Annotated in this window: 2 protein-coding genes (1 of these 2 cut by a window edge); both read right to left on the bottom strand. The window is 73.5% G+C overall.

Going from position 1 to position 20,532, the window contains the following annotated elements; translation table 11 throughout:
• On the bottom strand, window positions 1–5,695 hold the 5' end (the start) of the coding sequence (locus L3i22_RS17625) for a non-ribosomal peptide synthetase (protein WP_221328053.1). It extends 6,773 nt beyond the left edge of the window; the window shows 5,695 of its 12,468 coding nt (coding positions 1–5,695); its start codon is at window positions 5,693–5,695; its stop codon lies beyond the left edge, outside the window.
• A complete protein-coding gene (locus L3i22_RS17620; RefSeq protein ID WP_221328052.1) occupies window positions 5,695–20,532 on the bottom strand; it encodes a non-ribosomal peptide synthetase in 14,838 nt (4,945 codons plus the stop codon). Before L3i22_RS17620 ends, L3i22_RS17625 begins: the two co-directional genes overlap by 1 nt.

The raw sequence follows: 20,532 nt of genomic DNA, 5'->3' as shown, positions 1-20,532 counted from the left end.
GTCGCAAACGCTCGTCCGGCGCGACCGCCAGGGTCAGCGGGTAGTGCGGCGCGTCGTCACCGGTCACGTCGGTCATCCGCAGGCCGGCGGCGCCGGTCGAGGAGTGCAGCGCGCCGGTGTCGAGCGGGTAGCTCTCGAAGATCGTGAGCGTGTCGAAGAGCTCGCCGATGCCGCCGAGCCGCTGGATGTCGCGGAGCGGCAGATGCTGGTGTTCGAGCAGCTCAGCCTGGTCGGCGCGGAGCCGTTCGAGTAGGCCGGACCAGGTCTGCGCCGGGTCGAGCGGCACCCGCACCGGCAGCGTGTTGATGAAGAAGCCGATCATGTCCTCGACGCCGGGAACCTGCGGCGGGCGGCCGCTCACGGTGGTGCCGAAGACCACGTCGGTACGGCCGGTCAGGTGCGCCAGGAGCACCGCCCAGCCGGCCTGGACGACCGTGTTGAGGGTGACCTGGTGGGTGCGGGCCAGCGCGGTGAGGCGCTCGGTGACCTCGCGGGGCAGCTCCCGTTCGAGCTTGCCGGGCCGGGCGTCGAGGACCGGGCCGACGCCCGGAGCGACCAGGGTGGGCTGATCGATTCCGGCCAGGTGGTCGCGCCAGGCTCGCTCGGCGGCGGGTCGGTCGGCGCGCATCAGCCAGCGCAGGTAGTCCTGGTACGGGCGCGGCGCGGGCAGCTCGTGACCGTTGTAGAGGTCGAACAGCTCGCGTACGGCGAGCGGCGTGGACCAGCCGTCCAGCAGCACGTGGTGGTTGGTGAGGATCAGCCGGTGCCGCTCTGGGCCGACCTCGACCAGCGTCAGCCGCAGCAGCGGAGCCCCGGACAGATCGAACGGCATGTGCCGGTCCGCGGCAGCCAACTCGTCGAACGCGGCCGAAGAGGCGGCAGTGGACTCGTCGAACGCGGCCGAGGGCGAGGAGGACGCGGCTGAGGGCGAGGAGGACGCGGCCGGCGGCGAGGACGCGGCCGGGGATGACGACAGGTCGACTTCGGACCAGGGCAGGTCGGTGTGGGCGGCGACGACCTGGCGGATCACGCCGCCGGGGCCGGACGGGAAGCTGACCCGCAGGGCGGCGTGCCGGTCGAGCAGCGCCTGGCCGGCCGCGCGCAGCCGGGCCGGGTCGAGCGGGCCGGCCAGGTCGAGTACCTGCTGGACCACGTAGGGGTCGACGTCCTCGGCGACCGCGGCGAGGAAGACCAGGCCCTCCTGCAGCGGGGTCAGCGGCCACACGTCGTCGAGGCCGGCCGGGAGGGCCTCCAGCGCGGTGATCTCGTCCTGGCTGATTCCGGGAAGCAGCAGGTCGGACGGGGTGTGCCCGCCCGGCGCGGCGATCAGGCCGTCGAGTGCGGCGAACCAGTCGTCCGCGATTTTCCGGACCTCGGCCTCGGTGAGCACGCCGTCCGGGTAGGTCAGCGAGACGGTCAGGCTGCCGTCCACCACGGACGCGTTGATCTCCAGCGCGCGACTCAGCGGCATGTCCGGGTCCGCGCCACCGCCCAGCCCGTCGATCGCCGTCCAGGCACCCGCGGCGTCCGCCGCCCGCGCGCCCGGCGTGTCGAATCCGCCCAGCGCCCGCGCGCCCGGCGTGTCGAATCGGCCCAGGTAGTTGACGACGATCTGCGGCTCCGGGCGGGCGGCGAGCCCGTCGCGCGTCGCAGCGTTGAGGTGGCGCAGCAATCCGAACCGAGCGCCGTTCTCCGGGACCGCCCGCAACTGCTCCTTGATCCGCTTGAGCGCGGCGGCCGGTCCCCCGGTGCCCGGGGTCAGCCGAACCGGATATTCGCTGGTGAACCAGCCGACCGTCCGAGAAAGATCCGCGCCCGGGAGCAGGCTGTCCTCGCGGCCGTGGCCTTCCAGTTCGACCAGCAGCGAGTCCCCGCCGAGCGCGAGGGCGAGCCCGGTGAGCAGTACCTCCGGCACCGAGGCGTGGAACGCGGCCGGGACGTCCCCGACCAGCGGCGCGGTGCGGGCCGGGTCGAGCGTGACGGTGACCGTCCGCGCGGTGGACACGGTGTCGCGAGCCGGGTCGACGGACCGGGCGCCCAGCGGCGGCTCGGCGTCGCCGGACAGCACCGAGGTCCAGTAGCCGGCCTGCGCGGTGTCCCCCGCGGCCGCCTGCAGGGCGAGCGCCCACTCCCGGAACGACGTGCCCCCGGGCGGTAGCTGCGGAGCCCGGCCGGCGACCACGTCGGTCCAGGCCGCGGCCAGGTCCGGCAGCAGGATCCGCCAGGAGACGCCGTCCACGACGCTGTGATGGATCACGAACTCGATCTCGTCGCCGCGCCACACCACCTGAACCGGTACGCCATCGGCCGGCCGAAGCCGGGCCGCGCCGGTGGTGACAACATCCTTCGCGTTCAGCGAACCGGGCGGCGGAACCGTCAGGGTGGTGCCGGTGGTGACAACATCCTTCGCGTTCAGCGAACCGGGCGGCGGAACCGTCAGGGTGGTGCCGGTCCAGCGGGCGCGCAGCAGGTCGTGGCGGTCGAGCAGGGCCTGGACCACCGCGTGCAGCCGCTCCACGGTGAGATCCGCGGGGGCGCGCAGCACCATGCTCTGGTGGTAATTTCCGGCCGGGCCGGCGTCGCGCAACCAGGTCAGCGCCGGGGTGAACGGCACGTCGCCGATCGCCGCGCCGGCTTCGGCCGCCGGGCGTCGTGCGTCGGCGGGCACGGCGACCGCGGCCAGGGCGGCCACCGTCCGCAGCTCGAAGATCTGGCGCGGCGTGATCCGCAGGCCGGCGGCCCGAGCGCGGGCGACCAGTTGCAGCGACACGATGCTGTCGCCGCCGAGGCTGAAGAAGCTGTCGTCCACGCCGACCGACGGCAGGCCCAGCAGCGTGCCGAACAGGGCCGCGAGGGTCTGCTCGGCGGGCGTGCGGGGTGCGGCGTCGCCGGTCAGCGCGCCGAAGTCGGGCGCCGGCAGGGCGCGCCGGTCGAGCTTGCCGGCGACGGTTACCGGCAGGCGGTCCAGGGCGACCACGGCGGCGGGGACGAGATGATCCGGGAGACGTTCGGCGGCCCACTCGCGCAGGCCGGGGGCTTCGCCGACGATGTACGCCACGAGCCGCCCGTCTCGGGCCACCACCGCGGCGTGCCGCACGTCGGGGTGCTCGGTGAGGGCGGCCGCGACCTCGCCGGGTTCGACCCGGAAGCCGCGGATCTTGACCTGGTCGTCGGCGCGCCCGACGAACTCCAGGCCGGCGTCGGCGGTCCAGCGGACCAGGTCGCCGGTGCGGTACATCCGCTCGCCGGCGACGAACGGGTCGGCGACGAAGCGGGCAGCGGTCAGCCCCGGCCGGTCCAGGTAACCACGGCCGAGCTGGGCACCGGACAGGTACAGCTCCCCCGCTACGCCGTCGGCGACCGGCCGCAGCCAGCCGTCCAGGACGTATGCCCGGGTGTTGCCGATCGGATGGCCGACCAGCGGTTCAGCGCTGTCGGCGACCCACGCCATCAGGGTGTCGACCGTGCACTCGGTCGGTCCGTACAGGTTCACGCCGGTCACGCCGTCGGCGTCACGCAACGCCTGCCAGATCCGCGGATCAGCAGCCTCACCACCGAGCGCCACCAGAGCCGGACGGAAATTTCCTTCCAACAGACCCGCATCCACCAACGGACCGGCCAGCGACGGCGTCACATCCAGGAAGTCGATCCGATGCCGCCGCACATAGTCGACGAACAACGCCGGATCCCGGCGGGTGTCGTCGTCGAGCAGGTGCAGTTCGTGGCCGGCGAGCAGCCACAGCACGCCCTCCCACGACGTGTCGAAAACCAACGCCGCCGACAACGCAGCCCGGGTCCGCTCCCCGGTGATCAAATGCTCACGGTGGTGCCGATAGAAGTTGAGCAAACTGCGGTGCTCGACCACGACACCCTTCGGCCGACCCGTCGAGCCCGACGTATAAATCAGATACGCCCCATTTGTCGCGACGACCGACGGCAGCACGACGACAGCGTCCGCGGAAACATCCGCGCTGGCCTCCGCGCTCGCGGCGAGCGCCAGCAACTCCGGCGTGACCACCACCGCGGGCGACGCGTCAGCCAGCAGATACTCGATCCGCTCCGCCGGATAGTCGACGTCGATCGGCAGATAGATTCCACCCGATCGCAACGCGGCCAGCCACGCCACGATCGCATCCTCAGACCGCGGCAACAGAACCGCCACGACCTTCTCCGGCCCCGCACCCCGAGCAACCAGAACACGGGCGAGCCGATCGACCCGGGCGGACAGATCGCCGTACGTCAGCGAATGGGATCTGAATCGGACAGCAACCGCGCTGGGCGTCTGGCGAACAGCGGCCTCGAACTCATCGAGGATCGTGCCGGAAGGCACGTCGACGACCGGCCCGGGAGCCCGCCGGGATCCGCCGGACGGCAGTGCGGCCAGGCGCGCGCCGGGCTCGTCCGCGAAACGAACGAGCAGCGCTTCGAGACGGCCGAGCAGCCGGCTCGCGGACTCGCGGGAGATCACGTCGGCGCGGTACTCGGCACCGAGCGTGAGCCGCTCCCCCGGGATGACGGTCAAGGTCAGCGGGTAGTGCGTGGCGTCCTTGCCGGTGACCTCGGCGAGCCGCAGCCCGGCCGCGTCCTCCAGCGCGCGCAGTCCGTCGGCGTCGAGCGGGTAGCTCTCGAAGACGAGCAGCGTGTCGAAGAGCGGCCCGATCCCGCCGAGCCGCTGGATCGTCGAGAGGCCGACGTGCTGGTGGTCGAGCAGCGTCGCCTGCTCGGCCTGGAGGCGGCTCAGGTACCCGGTCCAGGTGTCGCCGGGCAGTGGTCGAACTCGGACAGGGACGGTGTTGATGAACAGGCCGACCATGTCCTCGGCGCCGGGCAGGGTCGCCGGGCGGCCGGAGACGGTGCTGCCGAAAACGATGTCGTCGCGGCCGGTCAACTCGGCCAGGACCAGCGCCCACGCGCCCTGGACCACGGTGTTCAGGGTGAGGCCGTGCGCGCGGGCGGTCTCGGCGAGCCGGACCGCGTCGATGACGTGCTCGATCGCCTCGGGCGTGGCCGCCGCGGTCGCGCCGTCGCCGAGCAGGGTCGGCTCCTCGACTCCGGCGAGCGCCTGCTTCCAGGCGTTCTCGCCGGCGGACCGGTCCTGCTTCGCCACCCAGGCCAGGTAGTCCTTGTACGGGCGGACCGCCGGCACCGGGCGGCCGGCGTAGAGCAGCAGCAGGTCGCGCACGAGCAGCGGCGCCGACCAGCCGTCCAGCAGGATGTGGTGGCTGGTCAGCACGAGCCGGTGGCGGCTTGCGCCGAGCCGGATCAGGTTCCACCGCAGCAGCGGCGGCCGGGCCAGGTCGAACGGCTTCGCACGAGCCGTGTCAGCGATCCGATCGGCCGCGCCCTCAAGGTCACCATCGGGGCCCGCCCCGACAAAACCGGCTGGGCCGGCCCCGGCGAAGGCAGAGGTCAGGTCGGTCTCGGTCCAGTCCACCGGGACCGCGGCCGGGATCAACTGCACCGGCTGGCCGGCCTTGCGCGGCCGGAACGCGGCCCGCAGATTCGCGTGCCGGTCGAGCAACCCCTGCGCCGCGGCCCGCAACCGGCCCGCGTCGAGGTCCCCGTCCAGGGTGAGCACCTGCTGGACCACGTACACGTCGGGGGCGTCCCCGGAGGCGTACGCGGACAGGAAGTAGAGACCCTCCTGGAGCGGCGACAGGGGCAGGATGTCCTGCAACCCGCTGGGCGTCGTCACTAGAGTCTCCATTCGTCTTCGAACTCGTCGATCTCGTCCTGGCTGAGCTGCACCAGCAGGTCGGAGGGGGTGTGCCCGCCGCCACCGGTGGCGGCGTCGCGCAGTCGGTCCAGGGCCGCCGACCAGTGGCGGCCCAGTTCTTCCAGGTCGGCCGCGGTCAGCGCGCCGTCCACGTAGGAGAAGCGGATGTCCAGTTCGGGGCCGGTCGGCAGGTCGGCGGTGGCCGCGTTGATCTCCAGCGCGTGCGCCACCGGGAAGGCCGGGTCGAGCCCGTCGCCGAGCGTGTCGTTCTCGGCCGCGGCGACCCATTCGCCGTCGTCGGCGCCCGAGGCGGCCATCCGGCCCAGGTAGTTGAAAAGAACCTCCGGCTGCGGCGCGGCGGAAAGTTTCGGCGCGGTCTCCGCATTCAGGTAGCGCAGCAGCCCGTAGCCGGCCCCGGCGTCCGGGATCGCCCGCAACTGCTCCTTGACCTGCTTCAGCGCGGTCGCCGGATCGTCCCCGCCGGGGTCGATCCGGACCGGGTGCTCGGTGGTGAACCAGCCCACGGTCCGGGTCAGGTCGCTGCCCGGGACCAGGTGCTCCTCCCGGCCGTGCCCCTCCAGCCGCAGCAGCAGACCGTGCGCGGCGGTGGCCGGGCGCCAGGCGCGGACGGCCAGTGCCAGGCCGGTGAGCAGCACGTCCTGCACCCCGGCGTGGAACGCCTCGGGCACCGTGGTCAGCAGCGGCCGGGTCTGCTCGGCGGTCAGCCGCAGGGTGTGTTCCCGCTGGTCGGCGACGGTCGCCCGGGCCGCACCGAAGATCGGCTCGGCGCCGGCCAGCGCGTTCTCCCAGCGGGGCAGCTCGCCGGCGCGGTCCCGGGCGGCGCGGGTCAGGCCGCGGGCCCAGCTGCGCAGCGACGTGCCGACCGGCGGCAGCTCGCCACCCCGCCAGGCGGTGGCCAGGTCCCCGGCGATGATCCGCCAGGAGACGCCGTCGACCGCCAGGTGGTGCCCGACCAGCAGCAGGCGCCCTGGGAACAGCACGGCCTGCAGCATGCGGCCCTCGGCCGGGGCGAGCCGCCGTACGGCCGCCAGATGTTCCGCGGCGAGCGGCCCGGCACCGACCCGGACCATCTCGGCGGCGTCGGCGGATCCCCGGTCCGGAACGACCAGTCCGTCCGGCGTCCACCGGGCCCGCAGCGCGTCGTGCCGGTCCAGAATCGCCTGCACCAGCCGGACCAGCCGGTCCCGGTCCAGGGCGGCCGGCACGGTCAGCACCACCGACTGGGCGAACGTGTCGATCGGGGCGTGCTGGTCGCGCAGCCACGCCTGGATCGGGGTGATCGGCACCGCGCCCAGCCCGGCGCCGGGCGGCTCGGCGGTGGTGCCGCCGGCCGAGGTGACGACCGCGGCCAGGGCGGCGACGGTCTGGTGCTCGAACACCTGGCGGGCGCTGAGCTCCAGGCCGGCCGCGCGGGCCCGCGACACCAGCTGCAGCGCCACGATGCTGTCGCCGCCGAGGGCGAAGAATCCCTCGTCGATACCGACCCGATCCAGATCGAGAACCTCCGAGAAAAGACCGGAGAAAAATTCCTGCAGTACGGTCGTGGGCCGCTCGACGTGCCGGTCGACGGTCGGCTCGGGCAGGGCGGTGCGGTCGACCTTGCCGGCGGCGTTCAGCGGGAGCGCGTCGAGCATCACCACGGCGGCCGGGACCAGGTGGTCCGGGAGGCGGTGCGCGAGCCACGCCCGTACGTCGGCCGGGTCGGTCGTTCCCTCGGCGTAGCCGATCAGGTGCCCGTCGCGGGCCAGGACGTAGGCGTGCCGGACGTCCGGGTGCTCGGCGAGCGCGGCGGCGACCTCGCCCGGCTCGATCCGGAAGCCGCGGATCTTGACCTGGTCGTCGGCGCGGCCGAGGAACTCCAGCTGCCCGTCGCGGGTGCGGCGGACCAGGTCGCCGGTGCGGTACATCCGCTCGCCGGCGGCGTGCGGGTCGGCGACGAACCGTTCGGCGGTCAGCGCGGCCCGGCCCAGGTAGCCGCGTGCCAGGCCGGCGCCGGCCAGGTACAGCTCGCCGGGGACGCCGGGCGGGACCGGGCGCAGCGCGGCGTCCAGCACGTAGGCGCGCCTGTTGCGGTCCGGGCGGCCGATCAGCACCGGTCCTGCGGGCTCGCACTCCCAGTAGGTGGAATTTACCGTCGCCTCGGTCGGGCCGTACGCGTTGAGCAGCCGGTGGGTGGCGGTCCAGCGGGCCAGCAGTTCGGGCGAGAGCCGGTCGGCGCCGGAGATCACGGTCACCCCGGCCGGGATGCCGTCGGGCGGGACCGCGCTGAGGGCGGCCGGTGGCAGCGCGAAGTGGGTGATCCGCTGCTCGCGGACGAACGCGGCGAAGTCCTCGCCGAGCCGGGACTCCTCCGGGGTGATCACCAGGGTGGCGCCGCGCAGCAGGGTGACCGCCAGCTCGGCGACGGTGACGTCGAAGCTCGGCGAGGCGAACTGGCCGATCCGGTGCCCGGGGGTGACCCGCCAGAGCTCGGCGAACGTGTCGGAGAGGTCGGCCAGGCCGGTGTGCGGGACGACGACACCCTTGGGCCGCCCGGTAGAGCCGGACGTGTAGATGACGTAGGCCGCATGCTCGGCCCTGAGCGGCGCGATCCGGTCGGCATCGGTGATCGCCGAGTCCTCCTCGCCTGCGCCGTCGCCCGGGCTGAGCACCGGCAATCCGCCGAACCGCGCCGGGAGGCCGCCGGTCGTGGTCCCGAGATCGGGCGCAGCCCCAAGCCCAGCCCCAGCCCCAAGCCCAGCCCCAGCCCCAAGCCCAGGCCCAGCCCCGAGAGTTGGCGCAACCCCGAGGTCGAGCGGCCGATCGGTGGCGTCGGCGGTGACGATCAGGACCGGGTTCGCGTCGGCGATCAGGCCGGCGATGCGCTCGGCCGGGTAGGACGGGTCGACCGGTAGGTAGGCGGCGCCGGCCTTGGCCACGGCCAGCTCGGTGACGAAAAGATTCGCCGAGCGTGGCAGCAGCACCATCACTATCCGGTCCGGGCCGGCGCCGGCTCGGATCAGCCGCCGGGCCAGCTGGTTCGTCCGCCGATCCAGCTCGGCGTAGCTGAGAAGGAAATTTCCTTCCTGCAGTGCCGGCGCCGCCGGATCCGCTTCGACCGCGGCGGCGAAAAGTTCCGCCATGGTGCGCGGCACCGTCGGTGCCCGCCTTCCCTGCCAGTCACTTTCCAACGCTTCCCGCTCGACGGCGGAAAGCACCTCCAATTCGGAGAGCCGCTGCTGCGGGTGACCGGCCGCCGACTCCAGCAGCCGGACGAATCGGTCGGCGAAAGATTCCGCCGTTACGCGGTCGAACAGGTCGGCGGAGTACTCGATCACGCCGCGCAGCCCGGCCACGTCCTCCTCCTCGGTCACCACCACACCGAGGTCGAACTGCGCCACCCCGGTGTCGATCGGCACCGGCGTGGTGACCAGGCCCGGCAGCCCGGGCGTCTCGGCCGGCACGTGCTGGAACGCGACCATCACCTGGAAGAGCGGGTTCCGGGCGAGCGACCGCTCCGGGTTGACCGCCTCGACGACCTTCTCGAACGGCACGTCGGCGTTCCCGAACGCGGCCAGGTCGACGGTCCGCAGCCGGGTCACCAGGTCCGCGAAGGACGGGTCGCCGCTCAGGTCGGCGCGCAGCACCAGGGTGTTCACGAAGAACCCGGCGAGCGCGTCGAGCCGCTGGTCACCGCGGCCGGCGACCGGGCTGCCGAGCGGGATGTCGTCGCCCGCCCCGAGCCGTCCGAGCAGTGCCGACAGGGCGGCCTGGACCACCATGAAGACCGTGCTCCCGGTCCGGCGGGCCAGTTCCCGGACCTGCCCATGGGTCCGCTCGCCGATCGCGAACGGCACGATGCCACCCGCGTGGCTGGGCACCGCCGGGCGCGGCCGGTCGACCGGCAGGGCCAGCTCGGTCGGGACGCCGGCGAGCGTGTCCCGCCAGAACGCGAGCTGCCCGTCCTGCACCCGGTCGAGCAGGTCACGCTGCCAGAGTGCGTAGTCGGCGTACTGCACCGGCAGCGGCGCCCAGTCCGGGGCGTGCCCGTCGGTGCGGGCGGCGTAGGCGGCGCCCAGGTCGGCGATCAGCCGCCCCTCGGACCACTCGTCGGTGACGATGTGGTGCAGCAGGAGCAGCAGCACGTGCCGCTCCGGCCCGCGCCCCGCCATCGCCGGTGCGCCGTCGGTGAACGGGTCGGGCAGCGCGTGCCGCTCCAGCCCGTGGCCGGCCGCTGCCGGTGTGACGTCGGTGAACAGGTAGGGACGAATCAGCAGTTCATCGGCCAAGTCGAAGCCGTATCGGCTGGCCTCGGCGAGCGCCGCGTCGCTGAACTCGGCGGAGTGCCAGGTCACCTGAGGACGGTCGAGGATCCGCTGTACCGGCTGGCCGTCGACGGTCGGGAACACCGTGCGCAGGCTCTCGTGCCGGGCCAGCACGTCGTCCAGGGCCAGTCGCAGCGCGCCCGCGTCGAGCGGCCCGTCCAGGCGCAGCGCGAACGCCACGTTGTAGGTCGGGGCGGGGCCGTTGAGCTGGTGGTGCAGCCAGAGGCGGTGCTGGGCGGGCGCGAGCGGCAGCGGGTCGGGCCGCTCGGCGACGGTCAGTTCCGGCAGGTCCGCTCCGGCGCCGGCCCGGTCCAGGTAGGCGGCGAGCGCGGCCGGGGTGGGCTGGTCGAAGACGGCCCGGATCGGCAGGGCGTTGCCGAAGACGGCGCGGACCCGGGCGGCGAGGGCGGTGGCGGTCAGCGAGTGGCCGCCGAGCGCGAAGAAATCATCCGCCGCGCCGATCACCGGTAGCGACAGAACCTCGGCGAAGAGTCCGCAGAGGATCTCCTCGGTCGCGGTCCGCGGGGCGGCGGCGCCGGCGATCCCGGCGAAGTCCGGCTCGGGAAGGGCGCGCCGGTCCAGCTTGCCGGCGACGGTCAGCGGGAACGCGTCCAGCTCGACGACGGCGGCGGGGACGAGATGGTCCGGGAGACGTTCGGCGGCCCATTCGCGCAGGCCGGGGGCTTTGCCGAGGACATACGCGACCAGGTGCCCCTGGTGGGCGACGACTACCGCCTGCCGGACGGCGGAATTTTCCTGCAACGCCGCGGCGACCTCACCGGGCTCGACCCGGAACCCGCGGATCTTCACCTGGTCGTCGGCGCGACCGACGAACTCCAGCGTGCCCTCGGCGGTCCAGCGCGCGACGTCACCGGTGCGGTACATCCGCTCGCCGGCGACGAACGGGTCGGCAACGAAGCGGGTAGCGGTCAGTCCCGGCCGGTCCAGGTAACCACGGCTGAGCTGAGCGCCCGAAAGATACAACTCACCGGCGACGCCCGGCAGAACCGGCCGCAACCAGCCATCCAGCACATACGCCGAGGTGTTGCCGATCGGGCGGCCGACCAGCGGCGAAGCACTGTCCGCGACCCACGCCATCAGCGTGTCGACCGTGCACTCGGTCGGTCCGTACAGGTTCACGCCGGTCACGCCGTCGGCGTCACGCAACGCCTGCCAGATCCGCGGATCAGCAGCCTCACCACCGAGCGCCACCAGAGCCGGACGGAAATTTCCTTCCAACAGACCCGCATCCACCAACGGACCGGCCAGCGACGGCGTCACATCCAGGAAGTCGATCCGATGCCGCCGCACATAGTCGACGAACAACGCCGGATCCCGGCGCGTGTCGTCGTCGAGCAAATGCAGCTCGTGACCGGCGAGCAGCCACAGCACACCCTCCCACGACGTGTCGAAAACCAACGCCGCCGACAACGCAGCCCGGGTCCGCTCCCCGGTGATCAAATGCTCACGGTGGTGCCGATAGAAGTTGAGCAAACTGCGGTGCTCGACCACGACACCCTTCGGCCGACCCGTCGACCCCGACGTATAAATCAGATACGCCCCATTTGCGCCGACGACATGCGGCAGCACGCCGACAGCGTCCGCGGAAACATCCGCGCTGGCCTCCGCGCTCACGGCGAGCGCCAGCAACTCCGGCGTCACCACCACCACAGGCGACGCGTCAGCCAGCAGATACTCGATCCGCTCCGCCGGATAGTCGACGTCGATCGGCAGATAGATCCCACCCGATCGCAACGCCGCCAGCCACGCCACGATCGCATCCTCGGACCGCGGCAACAGAACCGCCACGACCTTCTCCGGCCCCGCACCCCGAGCAACCAGCACCCGGGCGAGACGATCGACACGCGCGGACAGATCGCCGTACGTCAGCGAATCGGATCTGAATCGGACAGCAACCGCGCTGGGCGCCTGGCGAACAGCGGCCTCGAACTCGTCGAGGATCGTGCCGGAAGGCACGATGACAGCCGGTCCGGCCGCCTGCAGCGAGCCCACCGGCCGGGCCGACAGCGGCGGCGTGTCCGCGACGAAGGCGTCCAGCAACGACCGGAACTGACCGAGAATCCGCAGCGCAGCGCCCTCGTCATAGAGATCGGGACGGTGTTCGAGCCGCAGCCGCAAGCTCGCGTGCGGGACGACGACCAGGCTGAGCGGGTAGTGGGTGGCGTCCACCGGGATGCCGCCGCCGATCGTCAGTCCCTCGACCACGGGCAGGCCCGCGCCGACCGGGTAGCTCTCAAAAACGGTCAGCGTGTCGAACAGCTCGCCGACCCCGGCGAGCCGCTGGATGGTGGCCAGCCCGAGGTGCTGGTGATCGAGGAGCGCGGCCTGCTCGCCCTGCACCCGGCGCAGCAACTCGGTCCAGCTCTCCGCGGGATCCAGCCGGATCCGGACCGGGACGGTGTTGATGAACAGGCCGACCATGTCCTCGACGCCGGGCAGCGCGGCCGGGCGGCCGGACACGGTCGCGCCGAAGACGACGTCGTCGCGGCCGGTCAGCGCGGACAGCAGCAGCGCCCAGCCGCCCTGCACGACGGTGTTCAGGGTCAGTCCCTGGCGACGGGCCGCAGCGGTCAGCCGCGCGGTGTCGTTTTCGGTCAGCACGATCTCGGCGACCCGGGGCAGGACGGCGGTGGCGGGCGCGTCCGGAGCGACCAGGGTCGGCTCGTCGACGCCGGCCAGCGCGGTGCGCCAGGCGATCTCGCCGGCCGCGTCGTCCTGGGCCGCCAGCCAGGCGAGGTAGTCGGTGAACGGGCGGGGCTTCTCCCGACCGATTCCGGCGTACGCGGCGAACAGGTCCCGCATCGCGAGCGGCCCGGACCAGCCGTCCATCAGCAGGTGGTGCTGGGTCAGGACGAGCCGGTGGTCGCCGTCGCCGAGGGTGGCCAGGACGAATCGCAGCAGCGGCGGCTCGCTCAGGTCGAAGCGGCGGCCGCGCTCGTCCGCGACCAGCCGGTCGAAGCCGTCGGCGTCCACGGTGACCTGGGTGAACGGCACCTCGGCCACGGCCGGGATCACCTGGACGGCGGCGCCCCCGGCGGTGCGGGTGAAGCCGCCGCGCAGGTTCGGGTAGCGATCCAGCAGCGCGCCGGCCGCCCGCGTCAACCGGGCCGGGTCGACCGTGCCGGTGAGGGTGAAGACCTGCTGGACGGTGTAGACGTCGGTGTCCTGATCGAGATCGGACAGGTAGTAGAGACCCTCCTGCAGCGGCGACAGCGGCAGTACGTCGGCCAGGTCCGGCTGGCGCGCGGCCAGCTCGGCCAGGTCGGCTGCGGTGAGGCCGGCGAGCGGGACGTCGGTGGGGGTGAGCGCGTTCGCGCCCGGCTCGTTCGCGGCGGCGAGCAGCGCGACCAGGGCGGCGAGCCAGTCGTCGGCGACCCGGCGGGCCTCGGCGTCGCCGAGCGCGTGGGACGGGTAGCTGAACTCGGCGCGCAGGACCGGGCCGGCGTCGCTGTCGACGGTGGCGACGTTGACGGCCAGGCGGTGACTGACCGGCATGCGCGGGTCGGCGACGGCGTGCGCGGCGGGCAGTTCCGGGGCGATCGCCCAGTCGGCGTCGGTCCCGGGCCCGGTGAACCGCCCCAGGTAGTTGAAGAGCACCTCGGGCCGCGCGGTCCGGTCCTGGTCGGCCAGCAGGCCGTAGCCGATGCCGCCGTCCGGGATCGCGCGCAGGCGTTCCTTGACGCCGCGGAGCACCGCGGCCGGGCCACCGGCGGCGGCCGGGAGACGGACCGGGTATTCGCTGGTGAACCAGCCGACCGTGCGAACCAGGTCGGCGCCGGGCACGACCTGTTCCTCGCGGCCGTGGCCCTCCAAACCGACGAGGTTCTCGACGTGGCTACCCGAGCGGCGGGCCAAGGCCAACGCGAGGCCTGCCAGCAACACGTCCTGCACCCCGGCCCGGAAGGTGTCCGGAACCGTGGACAGCAGCGGTCCGGTCAGGCCCGCGTCGACGGTGACGGTGATTCGGCGCAGCGTTGCGGCGGTGTCCCGGGCCGGGTCCAGCGGGTTGCCCGCCGGGCCCTCGGTGATCCGCTGCCAGAGGTCGCGATCAGGGTGGACGGTCCGCAGCCCCAGTGCCCAACCACGGAACGAGGTGCCGGCGGCGGCCGGGGTTTCGCCGCGCGCGGCGGCGGCCAGGTCCTCGGCGAGGATCCGCCAGGAGACGCCGTCGACGACCAGGTGGTGGGCGACGAGCAGCAGGCGGCCGGGGCGCCTACCCCGGTCGAACCAGACGGCCTGGACCATGATCCCGGCGGCCGGGTCGAGGCGGTCGGCGGCGGCCTCCCGTTCGATCTCGAGGTCGTCGCCGGCGACCCTCAGGTCCAGGGCCAGGTCGCCGGGCGGGACGTCGAGCGCCCAGCGGCCGTCGCCGGTGGTGACCAGCCGGGCGCGCAGCACGTCGTGCGGGGCGAGCGCGGCCCGCACGACCGTGGCGATCTCGTCGCCGGTGGCACCGGCGGGGGTGCGCAGCAGCAGGGCCTGGGAGTAACGGTCGATCGGGGCGGCGAGCCCGCGCAACCAGGCGATGATCGGCGTCTCCGGGGCGACCCCGACACCGGACTCGGCCGGCTCGGCCCGGACCGCGACCGCGACCCGGGCCAGTTCGGCGACGCTCTGGTGCTCGAAGACCTGGCGGGGCGCGAAGTTCAGACCGGCCGCGCGGGCCCGGGCGACCAGCTGGATGGCGAGGATGCTGTCGCCGCCGAGCGCGAAGAACCCGTCGTGCCGGCCGACCGCCTCCTCGTCGAGCCCGAGCAGCCCGGCGAAGAGGCCGGCCAGGGTGCGCTCGACCGCGGTCACCGGCCGCTCGCCGGTGCCGGTGGTGAGCTCGACGGCCGGCAGGGCCGCCTTGTCGACCTTGCCACTGGCGGTGAGCGGGAGGCTGTCGAGCACCAGGATCGCGGCGGGCACCAGCGGGGCGGGCAGCCGGGCCCCGAGGTAGGAACGGAGATTTTCGCCGGGGACGGTGCTGACGACGTACCCAAGAAGGCGGTTTTGTCGGACGATGACCGACGCCTGGGTGACCGCGGGATGGTCGGTGAGGGCCGCCTCGACCTCGCCGGGCTCGACGCGGAAGCCGCGCAGCTGCACCTGGTCGTCGGTGCGGCCGAGGAACTCGATCTCCCCGGTGACGGTGCGCCGGACCAGGTCGCCGGTGCGGTACATCCGGGCGCCGGGCGCGTCGAACGGGTCGGCGACGAACCGGGACGCGGTCAGGCCGGCCCGGTTCAGGTAGCCGCGGGCCAGGCCGTCCCCGCCCAGGTACAGCTCGCCGGGCACGTTCGGCGGCACCGGGCGCAGCCGGGCGTCGAGCACGTACGCGGTCCGGTTCAGCTCCGGCCGCCCGATCAGGACGGTGTCGAAGTCATCGGTCGCGACCCAGCTGGTCGCGGTGATCGTGGTCTCGGTCGGCCCGTACGCGTTGATCAGCCGCCGCCCGCGCGACCAGAGCCGCACCTGGTCGGCCGAGGTCGCCTCGCCGCCCACCACGATCGTCACGCCGGCCGGGAAGTCCGCGGCGGGCAGCGCCGCGAGCAGCGCGGGCGGCAGGTCCACGTGGGTCAGCCCGCGCTCGGCGACGAACGCGCCCAGCCCGGCGCCCAGGCGCACGTCCTCGGGGACGATCACGAGCGTCCCGCCGGAGAGGATGGTCGCGGCCAGCTCGCTGAACGCCACGTCCACGCCCGGCGACACGAACTGCGACGCCCGGGTGCCGGGTCCGGCCCCGAAACCGGCGCGCACACCCTCGACCAGCGCGGCCAGGCCCCGGTGCGGCACGACGACACCCTTGGGGCGGCCGGTGGAGCCCGAGGTGTAGATGACATACGCCGGGTGGTCGGGGTGGATCACCACGCCCGGGTCGCTGTCGTTGTCCGACATCTCCCTGATATCGGTCAGCACCAGGATCGGCCGGGCGTCGGCGATCTGCAGCTCGTGCCGGCTCGCCGGATGGTTCGGGTCGAGCGGCAGGATCGCCGCGCCGGTCCTCGCGATCGCGAGCATGGCGATGACGAGATCCGCGGAACGGGGCAGCCGGACGGCCACCACCCGCTCCGGGCCGGCTCCGGCCGCGATCAGCCGGTGCGCCAGCCGATTGGCGAGAATGTCCAGCTCAGCGTAGGTGAGCAGGCGGTCGCCGTCCTCGATCGCGACCACGTCGGACGGACCGGCGAACAGCTCGCCGAGCGTGCGCGGCGCGATCTCGCGGCGGACCCCACGCAGAGGCGCCCGCTCGGTCTCGTCCAACAGGTCCACCGCGGAGATCGCCGTCGACGCGTCGTCGGCGACGGCCCGCAGCAGCCGCACCAGACGCTGGGCGAAAGCGGTCACGGTGCCGCGGTCGAACAGGTCGGCGCGGTACTCGACGCTGCCGGTCAGCCCCGCGGGCCGCTCGGCGACGTCCACGGTCAGATCGAACTTGGCGGTGCCGGTCGCCACCAGCCGCGGCGTGACCCGGACGCCCGGGAAGCCGGCCACCTCGGGCAGCGCGGCCTGGTAGGAGACCATCACCTGGAACAGCGGGTGGTGCCCGAGCGAGCGGCGCGGGTTGAGCTCCTCGACCAGGCGCTCGAACGGCACGTCCTGATGGGCCAGCGCGGTCAGGTCGGCGGCGCGCACCCGCTGCAGCAACTCGCCGAAGGTGGGGTCGCCGGAGACGTCGGTCCGCAGCACGACCGTGTTCACGAAGAAGCCGACGAGCCGTTCGAGGGCCTCGTCGCCGCGCCCGGCCACCGGGGTGCCCAGCGGGATGTCGTCGCCGGCGCCGAGCCGGCCGAGCAGCGCCGCGACCGCCGCCTGCAGGGTCATGAACAGGGTGACGCCGTGCTCGCGGGCCAGCCGCCGCAACCGCTCGGCCAGATCGTCCCCGATCGGGAAGGTGACCGTGCCGCCGGCGTCCGCGGCCCGCGCCGGGCGCGGCCGGTCGGTGGGCAGGCGCAGCACCTCGGGGGCGCCGGCCAGGTTCGTACGCCAGAAGTCGAGGTCGGCGTCGGTGAAGGAGTGCCAGGCGGCGTAGTCGGCGTAGCGGACCGGCAGCGGGGCGAAGGCGGGCGCGGCGCCGGCCAGGCGGGCGGTGTACGCGGTGGCCAGGTCGTCGAGCATCGGGGTGAGCGACCACTCGTCACCGGCGATGTGGTGCACGACCAGCAGCAGCACGCGTTGCTGCGGGAACCAGCGGGCGCGCAGCGGCGCCTCGGTGGTGATGTCGAACGGCTCCCGGACGGCGTCTCCAAGATCGCCGCCGGTTGCCACCTGAAGATCAACGCGCGGGTCAAGCAGAACAGGACGCGGCTCGCCGCTTCTCTCCACGAAGATCGTCCGCAATGGATCATGGCGGGTGACCAGGTCGTTCAGGGCAGCCCGCAGCGCGGCCAGATCCAGGTCGCCCTCGACGTCGAGAGCCAGCGGCAGGTTGTAGGTCGGATTCGGCCCGTCCAACTGGGTCAGGAACCACATGCGTCGCTGGGCTGCCGACATAACATCCGGACCCGCGCCAGGGAGCAACATTGGGCGATTTATCGGCTTAAGTCGGCTCGCCAGCGCGGCAACCGACGGCGCCTCGAACACATCCCGCAACGTCAGCTCGGCGCCCAGAACCGTCCGCACCCGCGCCGCCACCCGAGCAGCGAGCAGCGAATGCCCACCCAGCGCGAAGAAGTCGTCCCGCACCCCGACCGACGGCACCCCCAGCACCTCGGCAAAGACCCCGGCAAGGATCTCCTCCTCAGGCGTCCGGGCGGTCTCCACCGCAGCCGCCGCGTAATCCGGCGCCGGCAGCGCGTTGCGGTCGAGCTTGCCGTTCGGCGTGGTCGGCAGCGAGGTCAGCGGCACGAACGCGGCCGGCACCATGTAGTCGGGCAGCGCCCCGGCCGCCCGGCGACGCAGCGACTCCAGGTCGGCGTTGCCCACGAGATAGGCCACCAGACGCCGGTCACCGGGCCGGTCCTCGCGGATGATCGCCACCGCCCGGGTCACCCCCGGTTCCCCTTCCAGGACCGCCTCGACCTCGCCCAACTCGATCCGGAAGCCCCGCAGCTTGACCTGGTGGTCCACCCGCCCGAGCACGTCGAAGCTGCCGTCGTCGAGGCGCCGGGCCAGGTCCCCGGTGCGGTACATCCGCTCCCCCGGCGCCCACGGGTCGGCCACGAACCGGGACGCGGTCAGCCCGGGCCGGTTCAGATAGCCGCGGGCCACGCCCGCCCCGCCCAGGTACAGCTCGCCCGGGAAGCCGTCCGGCACCGGCCGCAGCGCCGCGTCCAGCACGTACGCCCGGGTGTTCCAGATCGGACGCCCGACGCTGACCGTGTCGCAGCTCAACCGGTGCGCGGTCGACCAGATGGTGGTCTCGGTCGGCCCGTACAGGTTGGTCACCTCGGCCGCGTGTTTGCGCAGCTCGGCCGCGAGCTCCGGGGGCAGTGCCTCGCCGCCGACCAGGACCCGCAGCCCGCTCAGCGCGGCCGCGCCACCCGGCACGTCGGCCAGGGCCCGCCACAGCGTCGGGGTGGCCTGCACGACTGTCGCCCCGGTGCGCCGCACCAGCGCGGCCAGCACCTCCGGGTCCTGTACGGACTCCTTGGCGGCGAGCACGACCGCCGCGCCGCACAGCAGCGGCAGGTAGAGCTCCAGCCCGGAGATGTCGAAGCTGACCGTGGTCACCGCGAGCAGCCGGTCGCTCGCGCCGAGCGGCACCTCCGCGCGCATCGCGAGCAGGAAGTTGACCAGGTTCGCCCCGGTCACGACCACGCCCTTGGGCTTGCCGGTGGAGCCGGAGGTGTAGAGGACGTAGGCCGCGCCCTCACTCTGCCCGGAGGGTGCCGGCCGCGACTCGATGCCGTCCGCGGTGACCAGCAGCGCCGGCCGGCTGTCCTCGATCATCCAGGCCAGGCGATCGGCCGGGAAGTCCGGGTCGAGCGGCAGGTAGGTGGCGCCGGTCGCCTGCACCGCGAGCAGGGTGACCAGCAGTTCGGCGGTGCGCGGGAGGCGGACGGCGACGATCCGGCCGGGTGCCGCGCCGCCTGCGGCGAGCTCGGCCGCGCGGTGCGCGACGCGGCGTTCGAGGTCGGCATGGGTGAGCGACGCGCCGTCAGGTTCGATCAAGGCAACTGCCTGAGGCGTACGGCGTACCTGCGCGCGCCACAGCTCGACGAGTCCCGCCGCGGGCAGTTCCCGGACGGTGTCGTCGACGACCGGTGCCGCCACGAGTCCGAGCCGGCCGGTGCTCGTCCCGGGCGCGATCACGGCCATCGTGGTGAGCAGCCCGGCCAGCCGGTTCGCGTGCCCGTCCAGCTCGGCCTCGGTGTAGCGGGCCGGGTTCGCGTCGACGGCGAGTTCCAGGACGTCGCCGCCCCGGTCGTCGAGGGTGATCGACAGGTCGTCGACCGGCCCCGGCGACACGTACCGCGGGGTGCCCTGGTGCCCGCCGAAGTCCAGCGTGGACCCGAACGGCTTGATGTTGACCCACGGCCCGGCCAGCCGCCGCTCGCCGCCGATCAGCCCCAGGTCACGCCGGATGTCCTCGCCCCGGTAGCGCTGGTGCCGCCGGATCGCCCTGATCTCGGCGGCGACCCGGGTGATCAGCTCGGCGACGGTGTCGGCCGGGGCGACGGCCAGGCGCAGCGGCAGCACGTTGACGGCGGTGACCGGCACGCGCGCGGTGACCGAGCCGAGCCGGCCCATCATCGGCAGGCCGAGCACCACCTCGGGCGCGCCGGTCAGCCGGTGCACGTAGAGCGCGGTCGCGGCGAGCACCGCCTCGACCCGGGTGGCCCCGGCGGCGGTGCCCAGTGCGGTCAGGCCGCGACCGGCGTCCGCGGGCAGCTCGACGCGGCGGCGCAGGAACGTCGGGCTGGGCCGGACCGGACCCGCGGAAAGATCGGGCACTTCCAGGCCGGCCAGGTGCTCGCGCCAGAACTCGCGGTCGCTCGCCCGCTTGGCGGAGGCGCGGTAGGCGGCGTCCTCGGCGACCACCTCGGCGAGCGTACCGAACGGGTTCGCCGGCGCCTGCTCCCCGGCGATCAACGCGGTGTAGACGTCGGCGAGCCGGCGGGCGACCAGCGCCGAGGTGTAGGCGTCCATGACGATGTGGTGGCAGCGCTGGTACCAGGTCCAGCGGCCGGGGCCGCGCCGGATCAGCGCCTGCGCGAAGACCGGCCCCTCGGCCAGGTCGATCGGCGTGGCCAGGTCGTCGCGAACCCACCGGTCGAGGGCGTCGTCGTCCAGCTCCAGGACCGCGAGGGCCCACTGCGGATCATCGACAACTTCCTGCTGGGGTACGGCGTCAGCGACGGTGAACCGGGCGCGCAGCGCCTCGGCGTCGGTGAGGGTGCGGCGCAGCGCCCGTTCGAACACCACCGGGTCGATCTCGCCGTCGATGTCGACGCAGGCGGCCGTGGTGAACGCCGGCCCCGGGTCCAGGTGCTGGGCGAACCAGACACCGGCCTGGGCCGCGGTGAGCTCGAGACGGTCGGGCAC

Origin of the sequence: Actinoplanes sp. L3-i22 (assembly GCF_019704555.1) — a bacterium.
Classification (GTDB): Bacteria; Actinomycetota; Actinomycetes; order Mycobacteriales; family Micromonosporaceae; genus Actinoplanes.
Note: the sequence above shows the minus strand (reverse complement) of the source record. Positions and strands in the feature narration are given on the sequence as shown.